The organism is Bradyrhizobium sp. HKCCYLRH2060 (assembly GCF_051168135.1).
Classification (GTDB): Bacteria; Pseudomonadota; Alphaproteobacteria; order Rhizobiales; family Xanthobacteraceae; genus Bradyrhizobium.
In genome coordinates this window covers 219,906-236,462 of record NZ_JBNPUK010000002.1, presented here as the reverse complement: position 1 = coordinate 236,462, position 16,557 = coordinate 219,906, and the positions used below count along the sequence as shown (strand labels likewise).

Sequence of the window (16,557 nt, the reverse complement as noted above, 5' to 3'; positions counted from 1 at the left end):
TGTGCTTTTTCTTATTGAACCTTCGATGACCCGATCGCAGGCCCCGGATTCATCGAGGTGACCCATGGTCCATTGAGATCCCCCTCGAGGGACCACGGGATGCCGGATTAGAAGACAGGCGAGCATATTAGGCAAGCCGCTTGCAGGGAAGCCGGTTCCAAAAGACCCGGATTCATCCGTAAAATTCCGGAACTGGCCGAATTTTCCAATGTAAATTCGTCCAGTCGGCAAGTTTGGCCGAGCCGAAGGCCTCAGCCGACGCCGAGCGCCTTCAGCTTGCGATGCAGGGCGGACCGCTCCATGCCCACGAACTCGGCGGTGCGCGAGATGTTGCCGGAGAAGCGGCTGATCTGGGCGATCAGATAGTCCCGCTCGAACACCTCGCGTGCCTCGCGCAACGGCAGTCCCATGATGTGCTCGCCATTGTTGCTGGTCGGCATCGCCGGCACCATCGATCCCACATCCGGCGGCAGCATGTCCGCGGTGATGATCACCTCCGGTCCACCGGCGGCCAGAATCATCACGCGCTCGACGTTGTTGCGGAGCTGGCGGACGTTGCCGGGCCACACATGCGACTGCAGCACGGCCATGGCGTCCTGCCCGATCTGCCGCTTCGGCAGGCCGGTCGTGACCGAGATCTGGTCCATGAAATAGTCGATCAGCTCGGGAATGTCCTCGCGGCGCTCCGACAGCGGCGGAACCCGGATCGGCACCACCGACAGACGGTGATACAGATCCTCGCGGAAACGGCCGGCGGCAATCTCCTCCTCGAGATTCCGAGCGGTCGAGGAGATGATGCGCACGTCGACGTGCACCTTGGTGGTGCCGCCGGCGCGCTGAAACGTCTGGTCGACCAGCACGCGCAGGATCTTGTTCTGCGTTTCGCGTGGCATGTCGGCGATCTCGTCGACGAACAGCGTGCCGCCGTGGGCCTCTTCGAGCGCGCCGGTCTTGCGCGCCTGCTCGCCATTGGACTGCTCGATGCCGAACAGCTCCTCCTCCATCCGCTCCGGCGTGATCGCGGCGGCGTTGATGACGACGAACGGGCCTTCGGAGCGCGGCGACTGCGCGTGCAGCGACCGCGCGGCGAGCTCCTTGCCCGAGCCGGGAGGGCCGACGATCAGGATCCGGCTGTTGGCCTTGGCGGCGCGCTCGATGGTCTGGCGCAGCTGGTTCATCGATGGCGAGCGACCGGTCATGGTGCTCGCGGTCGGCGCCAGCTGCTTCAGCTCGCGCACCTCGCGCTTGAGCCGCGAATTCTCCAACGCACGCGTCGCGACCAGAATCAGGCGGTCGGACTTGAACGGCTTCTCGATGAAGTCATAGGCGCCGCGCTTGATCGCGGCGACCGCCGTTTCGATGTTGCCGTGGCCGGAGATCATCACCACCGGCAGGTCGGGATGGTCCTTCTTGATCTGCTCGAGCAGCTGCAGACCGTCCAGCTTGGAGCCTTGCAGCCAGATGTCCAGGAACACCAGGTTGGGACGGCGGCTCGTGATCTCCGCGAGCGCCGAATCGCTGTCGCGCGCGGTTCGCGTCGTGAAGCCTTCGTCGTCCAGGATGCCGGCGACCAGCTCCCGGATATCGGCTTCATCGTCGACAATCAGAATATCACTCGCCATGGGTCACGCCTGTCTCGTCAGCTGCCGGTTGCGGCTTGGATTTTTGGTTCATCATTGGTCGTTTGAACCGTGTCGGCGGTTTCGCCGCCGGCCTCGGTCTTCTGCGCATTGTCAGACGCCGCCGCCTGCTCCTTCGCGCCCGTCTTGGCGGCCTGGCCGGAGACGGCAAAGCGCAGCCGCATCCAGGCGCCACGCTGGCCGGGACGAAAATCGGATGCGTCCTTCAGCTCGAGCTTGCCGCCATGGTCTTCCAGCACGCGGCCGACGATCGCGAGCCCGAGGCCGGTGCCCTTGGCGCGCGTCGTGACGTAGGGCTCGAGCAGCCGCTGCCGCGCCACCTTCGGCAGGCCGATGCCGTTGTCGATGACGTCGATCAGCACGTCCTCACCCTCGCGCGAGGCGACGACATCGATTCGGCCCTTGCCGAGCTCCGCCTCGGGCACCACCTCGATCGCCTCGGTGGCGTTCTTGATGATGTTGGTCAGCGCCTGCGAGATCAGGCGGCGATCGAACTGCGCGCGCAAGGGGTCCTGCTTGATCTCGGTCTCGATGTCGATCTCGGGATGCGCGACCTTCATCAGGAACACGGCCTGCCGCACGGTGTCGGCGACGTCCTCGCCTTCCATCACCGGCTTCGGCATCCGCGCGAACCGCGAGAACTCGTCGACCATTCGCCTGATGTCGTCGACCTGCCGCACGATCGTCTCGGTACATTGCTCAAATACCGCCTTGTCCTCGGTGATGACCTTGCCGAATTTGCGGCGGATGCGTTCAGCCGAGAGTTGAATCGGCGTCAGCGGATTCTTGATCTCGTGTGCGATGCGGCGCGCGACGTCGCCCCACGCCGAGGTGCGCTGCGCCGACACCAGCTCGGTGATGTCGTCGAGCGTGATGATATAGCTGTCGCGCGCCTGGTTGGTCTGCTCGGCGGTGACGCGCACCGACAGATTGCGCTCATGGCCGTCGCGCTGGATCGTGATCTGGCCCTGCACCAGCCGCTGCTTGCCCTCGCGCGCGGTCTTCATCATGTCGTCGAGCTCGGGCAGCACGTCGGAGAGCGGATGATCGAGCACCTCCTGCTCGGCATGTCCAATCAGCTTCTCGGCCGAGCGGTTGAGGATGCCGACGCTGCCCGAGGCATCGACGCCGATGATGCCGGCGGAGGCCGACGACAGCACCGCCTCGATGAAGCGGCGCCGGCTGTCGATCAAATCGCTGGCGCTGACCAGCTCGTCGCGCTGCGTGCGCAGCTCCTGCGTCATCTTGTTGAAGGTCTGGCCGAGCTGGGCGAGATCGCCCTCCGAGCGATGCACCGGGACCTGGACGTTGAGATCACCGGTCGACACGGTGTTGGCGGCATTCATCAGTTGCCGGATCGGCGCCACCAGCCAGTTGGCGAAGTTCAGCCCGATCAGCACCGAGGCCATCAGGATGGTCAGCGCGATCACCGCGAACATCAGCGCGAAGGCGATCTGGATGCCGAAGCGCCGCGCCTCGACCTGGGCATATTCGGCGACCGACAGCTCGGTCTGCTTGAGCTGCTCGACGACCTGCGGATCGAGCGGACGCGCGACGTAGAGGAAGGTGTCGTTGAACGCGCGCAGCCGGATCACCGCAGCGACGTAGTTCGACTCCGGCAGCACCGCGATCTCGGGTTCCTCCTCCCGGACATTGTTCAGGAAGTCGGGTGCCGGCGGCGAATAGGCCAGTTGCACCCCGCCGGACTCGGCCCAGACGATCGGATTGGTGTTCTTGTCGATGATCATCGCACCCGGCAGATTGCGCGAGGCGGCGCTGGTGGTCAGCAGATCGCGGAAGCTGGCGCGATCCTGATCGAACAGCGGCCGCGCACGGGCGATGTCATTGGCCATGCCGATGATGTCGCCGCGGATGAACTGCGCGTGCTCCTGCATGTAGGCGCGCGCGATGGTCAGCGAGTTCTGGATCGCGACCTTGGCCGGTCCGGAGAACAGCCGGTCGAGGCCGCGATCGATGGTGACGTTGGCGGCCACCGCGACCAGCACCGCCGGCAGGACCGCGATCACCGAGAACAGGCTGACGATCTGGACGTGCAGCCGTGCCGCCGCCCGGCCGCGGCGGCGGGCCTGCACCACCTGCCAGACCTCGCGGATGATGATCCCGACCAGGACCAGGATCGTTCCGGCATCGATCAAGTAGAAGGTCTTGACGACGTCCGTCGTCGGCTCAACCGGGGTCAGCCCGACCAGCACAATGAAGGTGAGGAAGGCCGACAGCAGCGCCAGCGCAACCGCGACCGGCGCGAGCCAGGTGCGCCAGGTCCAGCGCCGGCCGTCGGCGGACGAGGAATCGAAGGGGGTGGCCGAGGTCTCTGCGCTGGTCATTCCGGCAAGGTGGGTGATGCTGAACGCGGCACGTCCGGGAATCGGACTGATGCATTCCTACCACGCTGTTGCCAAATTGCGACAAATCCGCGGCGCGGAAGCGCGACGCGGATTTGTCTACAATAATTCTCACCTGAGGCGGGCTTGAGCCAGCCGCGAAGGTATCAAATCACCGTCACCCGCCGCTGCGGTACACTTGGATGTCGAGGTCGCGAATCTTCTTCCGCAGCGTGTTGCGGTTGAGGCCGAGCAGATCGGCGGCGCGGATCTGGTTGCCGCGCGTCGCTGCGAGCGCCGCCGTCAGCAGCGGAATCTCGATCTCCTTGAGAATGCGGTGGTACAGCCCCGGCGGCGGCACGCCGTTCGGAAATCCCTGGAAGTGCGAGGACAGATAGGCCTCCACGGCACCACCCAGATTGTCGATCGAGGTCGGCGCGTTGGAGCCGGTGGTCACCGCCGGCGGGGCCAGTTCGCCGTCGATGACCGAGGCGGTGATGACGTCCTGCGGATACAGCGCCGCCAGGCGCCGCGCGAGGTTCTCCAGCTCGCGGACGTTGCCCGGCCAGCGGTGCTGCTTGAGCCGCTCGAGCGCGGCGGCATCGAGCTTCTTCGGCGGCAGCCCGTCCTTCTCGGCCAGCGCGAAGAAGTGCCGGACCAGATCCGGCAGGTCCTCAATGCGCTCGCGCAATGGCGGCAGCCGCAGCGGCACGACGTTGAGGCGGAAGAACAGGTCCTCGCGGAACAGCCCCTGCTGGATCAGGATGCGCAGGTCCTTGTTGGAGGCTGCGACGATGCGCACGTCGGTCTTGATCGGGGTGCGGCCGCCGACGGTGGTGTACTCGCCCTGCTGCAGCACGCGCAAAAGCCGCGTCTGGGCCTCCATCGGCATGTCGCCGATTTCGTCGAGGAACAAGGTGCCGCCCTCGGCCTGCTCGAAGCGGCCCGAGGCGCGGGTGTTGGCGCCGGTGAAGGCGCCGCGCTCATGGCCGAACAACTCGGACTCGATGAGGTCGCGCGGGATCGCCGCCATGTTGACCGCGACGAACGGGCCGTTGCGGCGCTTGCCGTAGTCGTGCAGCGCGCGCGCCACCAGCTCCTTGCCGGTGCCGCTCTCGCCGGAGATCATCACGGTCAGATCGGTCTGCATCAGCCGCGCCAGCACGCGGTAGATGTCCTGCATCGCCGGCGAGCGGCCGACCAGCGGGATCGATTCGAACTCGCCATCGTCGGGCTGGCTCGCCGCCCGCTCCTTCGGCTCGGCCAGGGCGCGGCCGACGATCGCGATCAGCTCCTTCAGGTCGAACGGCTTCGGCAGATACTCATAGGCGCCGCGCTCCGAGGCCTTGATCGCGGTCATGAAGGTGTTCTGCGCGCTCATCACGATGACCGGCAGGTTCGGCCGCATCTTCTTGATGCGCGGCAGCAGGTCGAACGCGTTCTCATCGGGCATCACCACGTCGGTGATGACGAGATCGCCCTCGCCCTGGCTCACCCAGCGCCACAAGGTGGCGGCATTGCCGGTCAGCCGCACCTCATAGCCGGCGCGTGACAGCGCCTGGTTCAGGACCGTGCGGATGGCCGTATCGTCATCGGCAACGAGAATGCTACCTGCAGGCATAGGTGGTCCTCAATTTGATCCCTGTGAGGCATGCAACGGCGTCCCCGAAACGTCATCGCGATTGCTTTGGTCTGGTTGTTTGGTTGCGCTGTACATCGGCATCAGCACCCGGAAGGTCGTCTTGCGCGGCTGCGACTCGCACTCGATGATCCCGCCATGGTCGCCGACGATCTTCGCGACCAATGCAAGTCCGAGGCCGCTTCCGGTCGGCTTGGTGGTCACGAACGGATCGAACAGGTTGGGCATCAGGTCTTCCGGCACGCCGGGGCCGTTGTCCCTGACGCAGAACTCCAGCGGCAGCGACACCCGCGACTTCTTGCCGGGCACCGACAGTCGCACGCCCGGGCGGAACGCGGTGGTGAGCTGGATCTCCGCATCCGAGCCGAGGTCGACGACCGCTTCGGCGGCATTCTTGACCAGGTTGAGAAACACCTGGATCAACTGGTCCTGGTTGGCGAGCACCGGCGGCAGCGACGGATCGTAATCCTCGACGAAGCGGATGTTGCGGGCAAAGCCGGATTGCGCCAGCCGCTTCACGTGGTCGAGCACGGAGTGGATGTTCACCGGCCCGCGCGCCACCGGGCGGTCGTCGCCGAACACCTCCATGCGGTCGACCAAAGTGACGATGCGGTCGGCCTCGTCGCAGATCAGCCGGGTCAGCATGCGGTCCTCCGAGGAGGCCTGCTGCTCCAGGAGCTGCGCGGCGCCGCGGATGCCCGACAGCGGATTCTTGATCTCGTGCGCCAGCATCGCGGCCAGCGCGATCACCGAGCGCGCGGCGCTGCGATGGGTAAGCTGGCGGTCCATCTTGTCGGCGATGGTGCGCTCCTGCAGCATCACCACGATGTGGCCGGGCCGCTCCGGCAGCGGCGCGACGTGCAGGTCGACGAGGCGATCGGCGCCGGTGCGCGGCGTGCCCAGATCGACCTTGTACTCGTTGACCGGCGCGCTCGTGGTTCGGACCTGGTCGATCAGCGCCAGCAAGGGGCTGCCGAACGGCACCAGCTTCTTCAGCGATTGCCGCTGCAAAAACTGCGTCGAGGAATCGAAGAACGATTCCGCCGCCATGTTGGCGTCCATGATCATGCCGTCCGGGCCGATGACGAGAACCGGATTGGGCAACGCGTTGAGGATGGCATCGCCATCCGACGGAAGTCGCTTGCGCTGTTCTGCGGCTGAGCTCATGCGGCTGCACTCCAGGCAAAATCGTCGAAAGCGTCACGCAGCGCCCGATGCACCAAAGACGGCTGCTCGGACGTGAGGATACGGTCGCGCCAGGCCTTCAGTTTTTCGGCCGGCGCGCGGGCATGCTCGGCGGCGACGTCGAGCCCCCAGCTGAGATGCTTACGGGCGTGGCGCAGGCCGACACGCTCGCCGTAATGGCGGCAGATCTCGTCATAGAGCGCCGTGAGCAGTGCGAGCTGCTGCGCCAGCTCCGGCGCGCCCTCCTCCGCCCCGCCATTGAGCTGGCGGCCGATCTGACCGGGCAGCCAGGGGGCGCCTTGCGCGCCGCGCCCGATCATCACGGCATCCGCGCCGGAGGCGTCGAGCGCCTCGCGCGCGTCTTCGTAGGTGGTGATGTCGCCGTTGACGACGACCGGCAGATCGACGGCGTCCTTCACCGCGCGCACCGCGCTCCAGTCGGCCTCGCCCTTGTAGAACTGCTGCCGGGTGCGGCCATGCACCGTGATCAGCTGCACGCCCGCGGCCTGCGCGCGGCGCGCCAGCTCCGGCGCGTTCAGGCTGCGCTCGTCCCAGCCGAGCCGCATCTTCAGGGTCACGGGCACATCGACGGCCTCGACCGTCGCCTCGATCAAGGTCAGCGCATGATCGAGATCGCGCATCAGGGCCGAGCCGGACTGGCCGCCGGTGACATGCCGCGCCGGGCAACCCATGTTGATGTCGATGATATCGGCGCCGCCGTCCTCGGCCACCCTGGCGCCCTCCGCCATCCAATGCGCCTCGCAGCCGGCGAGCTGCACGACATGTGGCCCGATGCCGCTGGCCTCGCAGCGCAACCGGGATATCCACCGCCCGCGCACGAGATCGTCGCTCGCGGTCATCTCGGACACCACCAGCCCGGCGCCGAGTTCGGCCGCGAGTCGGCGGAACGGCGCGTCGGTGATCCCCGACATCGGCGCGAGAATGGCCCGGTTGGCGAGCGAAACGCCGCCTATCTTCAAGGCTTTGGCTGGTGGTTTGGCCGGACCGGTCACGAACGACTCTTAAAGCTCTTTGGACGCATCATCGCGTCTGCGCTGCACTCTCAAGCACAAATCTTGGGCAGTCAAGCGTCATGCCTACACTTTAGCCAAAACGATCAGTATTTCAAGTGCAGTGCAGCAAAATATGCTTGTTCGGCAGTCATGGTAAACCCTTGAGCCGCCGGATTTTTGCATGGCTCCACGGCGGTTCGCAGCAGCGGATCGGCCTTCAAGTGCCTCACGGCGCCTTACGAACGCGTCGCGGTCGCAGTCGCCGCTCAAGTCATGTGTTATCCTGCTCGCTTAACATCCTCTGCAGATGTAAGAAGCCGGCAAATCTCCTCACCCTGGTCTTTCATCAGCATCGATATCCTGTTCCCATGACGACTTCTCAGCGGACTGCAGCCATCCTCGTCGCGGCCGGACGCGGCCTGCGCGCCGGCGCCGGTGGTCCGAAGCAGTACCGCACGATTGGCGGCCGTACCGTCATCCATCGCGCGCTCGCCGCCTTCGCCGATCATCCCGAGGTGGCAGTGGTCCAGCCGGTGGTGAATCCCGATGACATCGACATCTTCAATGCTGCCGTATCAGGCCTGCGCCACGAGGTCCCCGCACATGGTGGCGCAACGCGCCAGGCCTCGGTGCTGGCAGGCCTGGAAGCGCTGGCGCCGCACAAGCCCGACATCGTGCTGATCCACGATGCCGCGCGTCCGTTCGTCACGCCGGCCGTGATCTCGCGCGCGATTGTCGCGGCCGGCAAGACCGGTGCGGCGATTCCCGTCGTGCCGGTGACCGACACCATCAAGGAGGTCGGCGCCGGCGGCGACATCACCGCGACACCCGAGCGCGCAAAACTGCGCATCGCGCAGACGCCGCAGACCTTCAGGTTCGACACGATCCTGGAGGCGCATCGCCGCGCCGCGCGCGACGGCCTCACCGAGTTCACAGACGATGCGGCGATTGCCGAATGGGCGGGATTGACCGTCGCGACCTTTGAGGGCGATGTTGCCAACATGAAGCTCACCACACCGGAAGATTTCGTGCGCGAGGAAGCGCGCCTCGCAGCCGCCCTCGGCGATATCAGGACGGGCACCGGCTACGACGTCCACGCCTTCGGCGAGGGCGACCATGTCTGGCTGTGCGGCCTGCGTGTGCCGCATAGCAAGGGGTTCCTGGCCCACTCCGACGGCGACGTCGGCTTGCACGCTCTGGTTGATGCAATTTTGGGCGCCCTGGCCGATGGCGACATCGGCTCGCACTTCCCCCCCTCCGACATGAAGTGGAAGGGCGCCTCCTCCGACCAGTTCCTCAAATATGCCATCGAGCGCGTCAGCGCCCGCGGCGGCCGCGTCGCCAATCTCGAGGTCACGATGATCTGCGAGCGGCCGAAGATCGGCCCGCTGCGCGACCAGATGCGCGCCCGCATCGCCGAGATCTCCGGCGTCGACATCTCGCGCATCGCGGTCAAGGCCACCACCAGCGAGCGCCTCGGCTTCACCGGCCGCGAAGAAGGCATCGCCGCGACGGCAAGCGCGACGATCCGGCTGCCGTGGAACGCCTAGAGGCGCACCACCCTGTCACCGCTCATGGAGCTTTCGATCTGACGGTCGGATGAGGACAACGCAGCCATGGCGAGCGAACGTCAAATCGGCTCTACCAGCGCGCTGGCCCGCTCGCTGCTCGATCTCTGCCGTTCGCGCAAGCTGATGATCGCGACTGCGGAGTCCTGCACCGGCGGCCTGGTCGCCGCGGCCCTGACCGACATCCCCGGCTCCTCCGATGTCATCGACCGCGGCTTCGTCACCTACTCCAACGAGGCCAAGCGCGCGATGCTCGGCGTCGAGGCTTCGACGCTTCAGACCTTCGGCGCCGTCTCCAAGGAGACCGCGATCCAGATGGCCGTTGGCGCACTCGAGCGCGCCGACGTCGATCTCGCCGTCGCCATCACCGGCATCGCCGGCCCCGGCGGCGCCACCCCCGGCAAGCCGGTCGGCCTGGTCCATTTCGCCGTCGCCGCCCGCGACGGCCGCATCACCCACCGCGAACACCGCTTCGGCGCCATCGGCCGCAGCACGGTGCGCACACGTTCGGTGATCGAGGCGCTGCGCCTACTGATGGAGCTGGCCCGGCCGCAACTCCCGGCCAAGCCGAAGCGCGCGGCGGCGACGCGGCTGCGCCCGCGCGTGGCACGTGCGCCGCGACTGCATCCGGTGAAGCGGCCGAGGCGGCCGCGGACGTAGTTGGACGCCCCCTCGCTGGACGATGTCGCTAATTACCTTTGGCGTACGCCTGCGGCGCCGCAAAAGTTGCGCGAATCCATTCCCTCGCCTTGACGCAGGTGAAATTTCGGCGAAATTGGTGTTCTTGGCGGTTGTGGGGATTCTGGAATGCCGACCGGAGGGTTAACTGATAGGCAAGTAGCTGAGATCGAACGATTGAAGCATCTTATGGGAATAGACGATCGGGTGGGACGCGATCTCAGTGAGGCTGTCGGTGGCCGCCGACAAGGCATGTCCATAGCTCCTGTGTCGGCACAGGAGGGCAAAGATATTAGCGAGCGCATTTTCAACCCGACTATTATTCGGCTTATCCAAGAATTCGAGAAGATAACAAAGGGCTAGCGCAGTGGGAGCTCTGAGAAAAGAGGTTCGATCTGACGTGCGTCGAGCCGCACGTATGCTGATTGAGAGATACTTCCGCGAAGAAAGACGAATGGCTCTCTCTAAACAGCAGATAAATGCACTGGTAAAAGCGGCAGGAAAGGAGATCTCGGGAAATATAGTTCGCGAACTAAAGATCCGTCACCGAAGGCATAGAGGAGCTAGCGGTTGACGGCATGGCTTGCGAGCATCTACGGGAAGCTTTTAGCTGTTGTGCCTAGGTGGCCAACAATTTGGCGAGCGCTAAATCTGAAAATATATGGGCGGATACCTTGGCTTGCGATTGTTCCCGTCGCTGCTTGGATCCTTGAGACAATTAATCATCGCCTCAGCGCTTCGGTCCGCCTGCCTACGGTAATGGTACTTTCGTTTGGCGGCGCGCTGCTCTTCTCAATAGCTCATGCCTTGTACGCGTACGGGTGCCCCGAAACTATTCGTCGGATTGGATCGGAGGAAGAGTGGGCCAAGGAGTCGGGGCGGCGCAGGCAGCAGATCAATGAAGATCTCAAAAACGATGCTGCACTTCAGGAAACACTGTTTGAGATAGTTGAGACTTGCGTAAAAGATCGACTCGAGACTTTAACGGGAGAAGATGCTTTCACAGCTGAGGGGATAGTGATCATTCGACGATATTTCTATGGCGTCATCGAAGAGCGTACTACAACGTTAGGAGACCACATCGGACGACTCGGACAACTTACGGCAGAAAGTTACCGCGAACTAACGCTTGCCAATCCGCGCACTCGGTTGGCCTGCACTTTACTAATCTTTCTTGCAGCGGTCCCATTCGGATATGAAATCGCAAAACGCTTAGTTAATATTTGGCACGTTGCTTGGTGATTACAGGAAGCTTTTGGGCCGAGTGCCAGCCGCAGCGATTCTTGTTTGCACATCGTAGAGTGAGACATGGTGATCTTTGATCATCGAGATCACAAACACTCTGAGCGCGTCTTCCGGCAAATAAACAGAATCATCCCGCAAAAACTTCAACATCTCGATCGCTCGATCAACAGCTTCTCTGTACGACTCCTCGGTCGGATAGAACCCTGACCTGTCCTGCGTGTATAATCGAGCGATCTCTAAGTCTAAATCTTCCATGAGTTACCCCGTGCCCCCGCTAGGCAGCGGAGGACCTGGAAGCTTGGATGAATAGCAGTGAGTGCCGCACACCTTCAGAACGTTACTCTGCACGAAGAAACACGAAAAGCCAACATCCGATGGCCGCCCTGATATTGCCTCGATTCGCCAAGAGATACCACCTGTGGTGTTAACGCCACATTATTGCCTCTCCGGCAGCAACCAGTGCTCCCGGAGTGACCACAGTAGGATTGCTTGCTAACCGCGCCCCCTCCCCTTCTGTTCCGCAGGCTCCAGGTATTCAGCCACTCGGCTACCGGCAATAAAAAACGCTGCCAAGTCCCTGCGAGCGCAATCTTCCCGCCGCCATCGAGCTACGGTGGTCCAATGACCGAAGCGATGAGTGGCGACGGTGATCACGGCCAGGTCTATGGCCGATCCATCTGAGGTTGTCATCCCCGAAGCGGGTGAGAGGCCGAGCGCCCTCCCCAGTTTGCTCAGGACGGAAAAGCGCCGACGGTCCGCGCGAGTTGCCGCGCCAACGCTCCAGGCAGGGCTTCATCGAAATCCGGCTCAGTGAGCGGTAGTACCAGATCGTCCCGTCTTTCTTGCCGGTGCAGCGCTGCCACCCCATCTCGCCGACCTCATCGAGATCGCGCGCGATCGCCTCAGCATTGTCGACCTTGTCCGCGAGCGAGACCAGTAGCGACGACGCCGGCTTGTACGGCAGCTGCGTGAGATAGGCTTCCTTGCGTGGACGCCATTCCGGCTTCTGTTCCGCCCAGCTATCGGTGCAGTCTGCGACGATCTCGGCGACGCCATCGCCGAACAGCCGCCGGATCTCATCCAGCGTGGCCTGTCCGCCCTGGTCCTCGGCGGCGTCGTGCAGCAGGCCGGCGATGGCCTGCACCTCGCTGCCGCCCGCCGACAGCACGCGGCTGGAGACGCTCAGCAGATGCGCGATGTAGGGCACGTTGCTGCCCTTGCGGACTTGGGTGCGGTGCAGCTACGCCGCATAGACCAGCGCGCCGTCGTAGCGTTGAGAGAGTGACATCAGCCTGCTTTCTTCTTCAGATTGTCCCTTGAGCATCATGATAGCTGACCCGTCGGGCAAATCAGTCCTCTTGCGGGTTTGCGCCCGGCGGGTTGCCCAGTCCTTCCAACCGCCGAAAGCGCACTCCAAGCCATGCGCCGCGCGACGAACTTCTTCAATGCTTTCAATGTCCGACTCACTGTCCAGCCCTTCTTGCGAAAATATTTGTCTTTCGTTTTTGCAGAATTCATGTTTCCTATCCCTCATCCCGCCTCGACACGAGGGGCGTATCGCGATCGTCACGACACGCGAGGTGGGGAGGCGATGGCCGCTGGTTGCCGCAGCGCGTCTTGGACGTGCGGACGAACGGCAGTTGGCGGACGTGAAGTCGCAGCGTCCTGACACCCCGACGCTGGTGTCACGCCGGTGGAGATGATGATCCGCCGGTCACGGGGGCAAGACAGCCGGTCCCCGGGGAGACTGCGTATAAGCGTGAAGACCGTCGCGCGGGGAATGCCGGGATGTCTCGGCTGCACCTGTGGTACCTGCCGCCTGCATTTTTTTCCGCAGGCGGGCCATGGGGGCGGCGAGCTCCCGGCATTCCCTGCGCCCTCGTGATGTCAGAGGGCCCGTCGAGATGCACAGCCCGGGCGTGATCGCGCCGCGGAGGATGCGGCTGCCTGTCCGCTGGATGCCGCTGGCCGTCCGGATCGCGTTCGCCGACGATTATCGTCCGCGCCGCGACGGCCTAAAGGTTTTGGTTAATTTTGTCCTGCTACGTCTCGCGCATTCTTCTCTGACAGTGGATTCGGGACCCCATGGCTTTCTTCTCCGGCAAGTCGGCTGATCGCACGCATAACCTGTTGATGACCGAGCTGTTCGAACGCCATCGCGACGCCATCCTGGTGATGTCCGACGGCAAGATCATCGCCTGCAACGAGACCGCGGTCCGCTTCGGCGGCTTCCGCAGCAAGCAGGACCTGCTGTCGCGTTCGCCGGCGACCATGGCGCCGGAGTTCCAGCCCAGTGGCAAGCGCTCCGCCGACGTCGTGAAGGAGATGGATGCCAAGGCGAGGCGCGAGGGCCACGCGACGTTCGAGTGGACCACCAAGCGCGCCGACGGCAGCCCGGCGCTGGTGCAGATCACGCTGGTGCCGACCCAGGTCGAGGGCCAGACCTACGTCATCAGCTTCCGCCGCGATCTCTCCGACCTCATTGCCGCGCGCGAGGAGAAGAAGCGCGCGCTCGACCGGATCGCCAAGGATTTCGAGACCTCGGTCGGCGCCATCGCCAATGCGATCTCCGGCGCCTCGCGCGAGGTCGAGACCACGGCGGCCTCGCTGACCACGACCGCGGATCAGGCCGCGCAACGCGTGGCGCTGGTGGCATCGGCGTCCAACTCCGCCTCCTCCAACGTGCAGTCGGTGGCTGGCGCGACCGAGGAGCTCTCGACCTCGGTCAGCGAGATCAACCGCCAGGTCGCAACCTCCTCCACCATCGCCGCCGAGGCCGTCGAGGCGTCCTCGCGCACCAACGACCTCGTCAACAGCCTGGCGGACGCTGCGGCCAAGATCGGCGCCGTCACCGACATGATCAACGCGATCGCGAGCCAGACCAACCTGCTGGCGCTGAACGCAACCATCGAGGCCGCCCGCGCCGGCGATGCCGGCCGCGGCTTCGCCGTGGTCGCCTCGGAGGTGAAGAGCCTGTCGAGCCAGACCGCGAAAGCGACCGACGAGATCAGCGCCCACATCAGCGCGATGCAGCGCGCCACCAGCGATACGGTGGCGGCGATCCAGGGCATCGGCGGCACCATCGGCCAGATCAGCGAGATCGCCAAGACCATCGCGACCGCGGTCGACCAGCAGGGCCACGCCACGCAGGAAATCGCGCGCTCGGTCAGCCAGGCCGCCAGCGGCACCCGCGAGGTCGCCACCAACATCGGCTCGGTCAGCCAGACGGTGGAATCGGCCGGCGGCGCCGCGCGGCAGATGCTGGGTGCAGCCGGCCAGCTCGCCAAGCATGCCGACGAGCTGCGCGGCAAGGTGAAGGACTTTTTGACCGCCGTGCAGGCGGCGTAGGTTCGATCGCAGCAGTTGACGCCGGCGATCAGGACGGCTCCGCGACCATGTCGCGGAGCAGCTGTTTGAAGACGTGGATAGGAAGGAACTTGCACGCTGCCGTCTCTGCGGTGAGAGGCACGCGGCCAACCGCGCCCTCCGCTGTCGTCCCGGGCAAGCCGGAGCGGCGCGGAGCGCCGTGGAGGCGCCGACCCGGGACCCATACCCCGCAGCAGATGTGGTGAAACGAGATCGGAGTGGCGCGCGTGCGGCCACACGGCCCTCTGTGGCTATGGGTCCCCGCGTTCGCGGGGACGACAGCGGAGAGTGGAGCGCCGTCAGTGGTTGATCATTGGCGTGATCAAAAAAGCGCTATGTCGACGACACCGCGGGCTTGCGGCCGTAGATCGCGTCGGCGCGCTTCTCGAACGCCGCCGACATGCGCGCGAAGATCGTGTCGAACATCGAGCCCATCAGCATCGCCAGCATGCGGCTCTTGAACTCGTAGGCGATGAAGAACGTCACCTCGCAGGCGCCCTGCTCGCGTGACTCGAAGCTCCAGCGGTTCTCCAGGCTTGAGAACGGTCCGCTGACATATTCGACCAGGATCTTGCGCCCGGCGCGGTCGAGCGTGACGCGGCTGGTGAATGTCTCCTTGACCAGCTTGAACGAGACCGTCATGTCGGCGACGACGACCTCGGTGCCGTCAGGCTTCGGATTGCGCTGGCGCACCACCAGCTTCTCGCACAGCGGCACGAACTCCGGATAGCGCTCGACATCGGCGACGAGGTCGAACATCTGGTCGGCCGTGTGCGCGACGCGGCGCTTGTTGGAAAATCTCGGCATCTGGTCTCGATCAGCGCGCGAGCGCGTCGCGCGCGGCCTTCAGTCTGGCGAAATCCTCGCCGGCATGGTGCGAGGAGCGCGTGAGCGGGCTCGCCGACACCATCAGGAAGCCCTTGGTGTAGGCGACGGTCTCATAGCCGGAGAATTCCTCCGGCGTGACGAAGCGCATCACGGCGTGATGCTTCCTGGTCGGCTGCAGATACTGGCCGATGGTGAGGAAATCGACCTCGGCCGAACGCAGGTCGTCCATCACCTGCAGCACCTCGTGGCGCTCCTCGCCGAGGCCGACCATGATGCCGGACTTGGTGAAGATGGTGGGATCGATCTCCTTGACCCGCTGCAGCAGCCGGATCGAGTGGAAGTAGCGCGCGCCGGGGCGGACCGAGAGGTAGCGCGACGGCACGGTCTCGAGATTGTGGTTGAAGACGTCGGGCTTGGCCGCGACGACCTGCTCCAGCGCGCCGTCCTTGCGCAGGAAGTCGGGCGTCAGCACCTCGATCGTGGTGGTCGGGCATTTCGCGCGGATGGCGCGGATGGTCGCGGCGATATGGGCGGCGCCGCCGTCGGCGAGATCGTCGCGATCGACCGAGGTGACCACGACATGGGTCAGGCCGAGCTTGAAGGTCGCCTCCGCCACGTGCTCGGGCTCGCCGGCGTCGAGGGCGGCGGGAAGGCCGGTCTTGACGTTGCAGAAGGCGCAGGCCCGCGTGCAGGTGTCGCCCATGATCATGAAGGTGGCGTGCTTCTTGTCCCAGCACTCGCCGATGTTCGGGCAGCCGGCCTCCTCGCATACGGTGACGAGGCCGTTCTCGCGCACGATGTTGCGGGTGTCGGCATAGCCGCGGGTGGTCGGCGCCTTGACCCGGATCCAAGCCGGCTTGGCCGGCGAGACGGAATCCGGCCGGTTCGCCTTTTCGGGGTGGCGGGGGCGCAGCGGCGTGTTCGCGTTGATGTCGACGATGGTGACCATGGGATTCGCACAAACCTCTGTTGCGCCCTAGCTATTCCGTGCCGCGGCGCACCGCAACCGGCTGGCCGAGGATACCAGGGCATGGCAGATATGGGCAGCGCGGA

At 64.8% G+C, this 16,557-nt stretch carries 13 protein-coding genes; 4 read left to right on the top strand and 9 right to left on the bottom strand.

Going from position 1 to position 16,557, the window contains the following annotated elements; translation table 11 throughout:
• Positions 1-251 precede the first annotated feature (251 nt).
• From ACQR10_RS04885 to dusB, 5 genes are all read right to left on the bottom strand, one after another.
• Positions 252-1,622: a sigma-54-dependent transcriptional regulator gene (locus ACQR10_RS04885; RefSeq protein WP_315799946.1), complete on the bottom strand. Its 1,371-nt coding sequence runs from the start codon at positions 1,620-1,622 to the stop codon at positions 252-254.
• 17 nt (positions 1,623-1,639) lie between these two features.
• Positions 1,640-3,985 carry a sensor histidine kinase NtrY-like gene (locus ACQR10_RS04880; protein ID WP_315799945.1) on the bottom strand — a complete coding sequence of 782 codons (2,346 nt, stop codon included), beginning with the start codon at positions 3,983-3,985 and terminating at the stop codon, positions 1,640-1,642.
• 175 nt (positions 3,986-4,160) lie between these two features.
• Positions 4,161-5,603, bottom strand: coding sequence for a nitrogen regulation protein NR(I) (gene ntrC / locus ACQR10_RS04875; RefSeq protein ID WP_315799944.1), 1,443 nt, complete (start codon positions 5,601-5,603; stop codon positions 4,161-4,163).
• A gap of 9 nt (positions 5,604-5,612) precedes the next feature.
• Positions 5,613-6,788, bottom strand: coding sequence for a two-component system sensor histidine kinase NtrB (locus tag ACQR10_RS04870; protein ID WP_315799943.1), 1,176 nt, complete (start codon positions 6,786-6,788; stop codon positions 5,613-5,615).
• Positions 6,785-7,738 carry a tRNA dihydrouridine synthase DusB gene (gene dusB / locus ACQR10_RS04865; protein WP_315800425.1) on the bottom strand — a complete coding sequence of 318 codons (954 nt, stop codon included), beginning with the start codon at positions 7,736-7,738 and terminating at the stop codon, positions 6,785-6,787. Before dusB ends, ACQR10_RS04870 begins: the two co-directional genes overlap by 4 nt.
• Before the next feature lie 449 nt (positions 7,739-8,187).
• Here dusB and ACQR10_RS04860 point away from each other — a divergent pair, with 449 nt between their 5' ends.
• From ACQR10_RS04860 to ACQR10_RS04850, 3 genes are all read left to right on the top strand, one after another.
• Positions 8,188-9,369 carry a bifunctional 2-C-methyl-D-erythritol 4-phosphate cytidylyltransferase/2-C-methyl-D-erythritol 2,4-cyclodiphosphate synthase gene (locus tag ACQR10_RS04860; protein WP_316215829.1) on the top strand — a complete coding sequence of 394 codons (1,182 nt, stop codon included), beginning with the start codon at positions 8,188-8,190 and terminating at the stop codon, positions 9,367-9,369.
• A gap of 66 nt (positions 9,370-9,435) precedes the next feature.
• Positions 9,436-10,047, top strand: coding sequence for a CinA family protein (locus ACQR10_RS04855; protein WP_316215830.1), 612 nt, complete (start codon positions 9,436-9,438; stop codon positions 10,045-10,047).
• A gap of 588 nt (positions 10,048-10,635) precedes the next feature.
• Positions 10,636-11,307: a hypothetical protein gene (locus ACQR10_RS04850; protein ID WP_316215831.1), complete on the top strand. Its 672-nt coding sequence runs from the start codon at positions 10,636-10,638 to the stop codon at positions 11,305-11,307.
• A gap of 550 nt (positions 11,308-11,857) precedes the next feature.
• On the opposite strand, the gene ACQR10_RS04845 is transcribed toward ACQR10_RS04850, so the two are convergent.
• Together ACQR10_RS04845 and ACQR10_RS04840 are read right to left on the bottom strand one after the other, a co-directional pair.
• Positions 11,858-12,517, bottom strand: coding sequence for an HD domain-containing protein (locus ACQR10_RS04845; protein WP_316215832.1), 660 nt, complete (start codon positions 12,515-12,517; stop codon positions 11,858-11,860).
• A 33-nt stretch (positions 12,518-12,550) separates the two neighbouring features.
• Positions 12,551-12,844, bottom strand: a complete 294-nt coding sequence (locus tag ACQR10_RS04840; protein WP_316215833.1) for a hypothetical protein — start codon at positions 12,842-12,844, stop codon at positions 12,551-12,553.
• A 551-nt stretch (positions 12,845-13,395) separates the two neighbouring features.
• Here ACQR10_RS04840 and ACQR10_RS04835 point away from each other — a divergent pair.
• The gene (locus tag ACQR10_RS04835) at positions 13,396-14,658 is read left to right on the top strand and encodes a methyl-accepting chemotaxis protein (RefSeq protein ID WP_315799938.1); all 1,263 of its coding nucleotides are present in this window, start codon (positions 13,396-13,398) and stop codon (positions 14,656-14,658) included.
• Positions 14,659-15,009: 351 nt separating this feature from the next.
• Here ACQR10_RS04835 and ACQR10_RS04830 read toward each other — a convergent pair whose 3' ends face one another.
• Complete coding sequence (locus tag ACQR10_RS04830; protein WP_316236459.1) at positions 15,010-15,483, bottom strand: type II toxin-antitoxin system RatA family toxin; 474 nt, start codon at positions 15,481-15,483, stop codon at positions 15,010-15,012.
• A gap of 10 nt (positions 15,484-15,493) precedes the next feature.
• Positions 15,494-16,453, bottom strand: coding sequence for a lipoyl synthase (lipA, locus tag ACQR10_RS04825; RefSeq protein WP_434911870.1), 960 nt, complete (start codon positions 16,451-16,453; stop codon positions 15,494-15,496).
• Positions 16,454-16,557: the final 104 nt, after the last annotated feature.

Bases quoted from the DNA above. Each gene is read 5' to 3' on its own strand.
- dusB (WP_315800425.1), bottom strand. From the start codon at position 7,738: ATGTCGGGGATCACCGACGCGCCGTTCCGCCGACTCGCGGCCGAACTC.
- lipA (WP_434911870.1), bottom strand. From the start codon at position 16,453: ATGGTCACCATCGTCGACATCAACGCGAACACGCCGCTGCGCCCCCGC.
- ACQR10_RS04885 (WP_315799946.1), bottom strand. From the start codon at position 1,622: ATGGCGAGTGATATTCTGATTGTCGACGATGAAGCCGATATCCGGGAG.
- ntrC (WP_315799944.1), bottom strand. From the start codon at position 5,603: ATGCCTGCAGGTAGCATTCTCGTTGCCGATGACGATACGGCCATCCGC.
- ACQR10_RS04880 (WP_315799945.1), bottom strand. From the start codon at position 3,985: ATGACCAGCGCAGAGACCTCGGCCACCCCCTTCGATTCCTCGTCCGCC.
- ACQR10_RS04860 (WP_316215829.1), top strand. From the start codon at position 8,188: ATGACGACTTCTCAGCGGACTGCAGCCATCCTCGTCGCGGCCGGACGC.
- ACQR10_RS04840 (WP_316215833.1), bottom strand. From the start codon at position 12,844: ATGAGGGATAGGAAACATGAATTCTGCAAAAACGAAAGACAAATATTT.
- ACQR10_RS04830 (WP_316236459.1), bottom strand. From the start codon at position 15,483: ATGCCGAGATTTTCCAACAAGCGCCGCGTCGCGCACACGGCCGACCAG.
- ACQR10_RS04835 (WP_315799938.1), top strand. From the start codon at position 13,396: ATGGCTTTCTTCTCCGGCAAGTCGGCTGATCGCACGCATAACCTGTTG.
- ACQR10_RS04855 (WP_316215830.1), top strand. From the start codon at position 9,436: ATGGCGAGCGAACGTCAAATCGGCTCTACCAGCGCGCTGGCCCGCTCG.
- ACQR10_RS04870 (WP_315799943.1), bottom strand. From the start codon at position 6,788: ATGAGCTCAGCCGCAGAACAGCGCAAGCGACTTCCGTCGGATGGCGAT.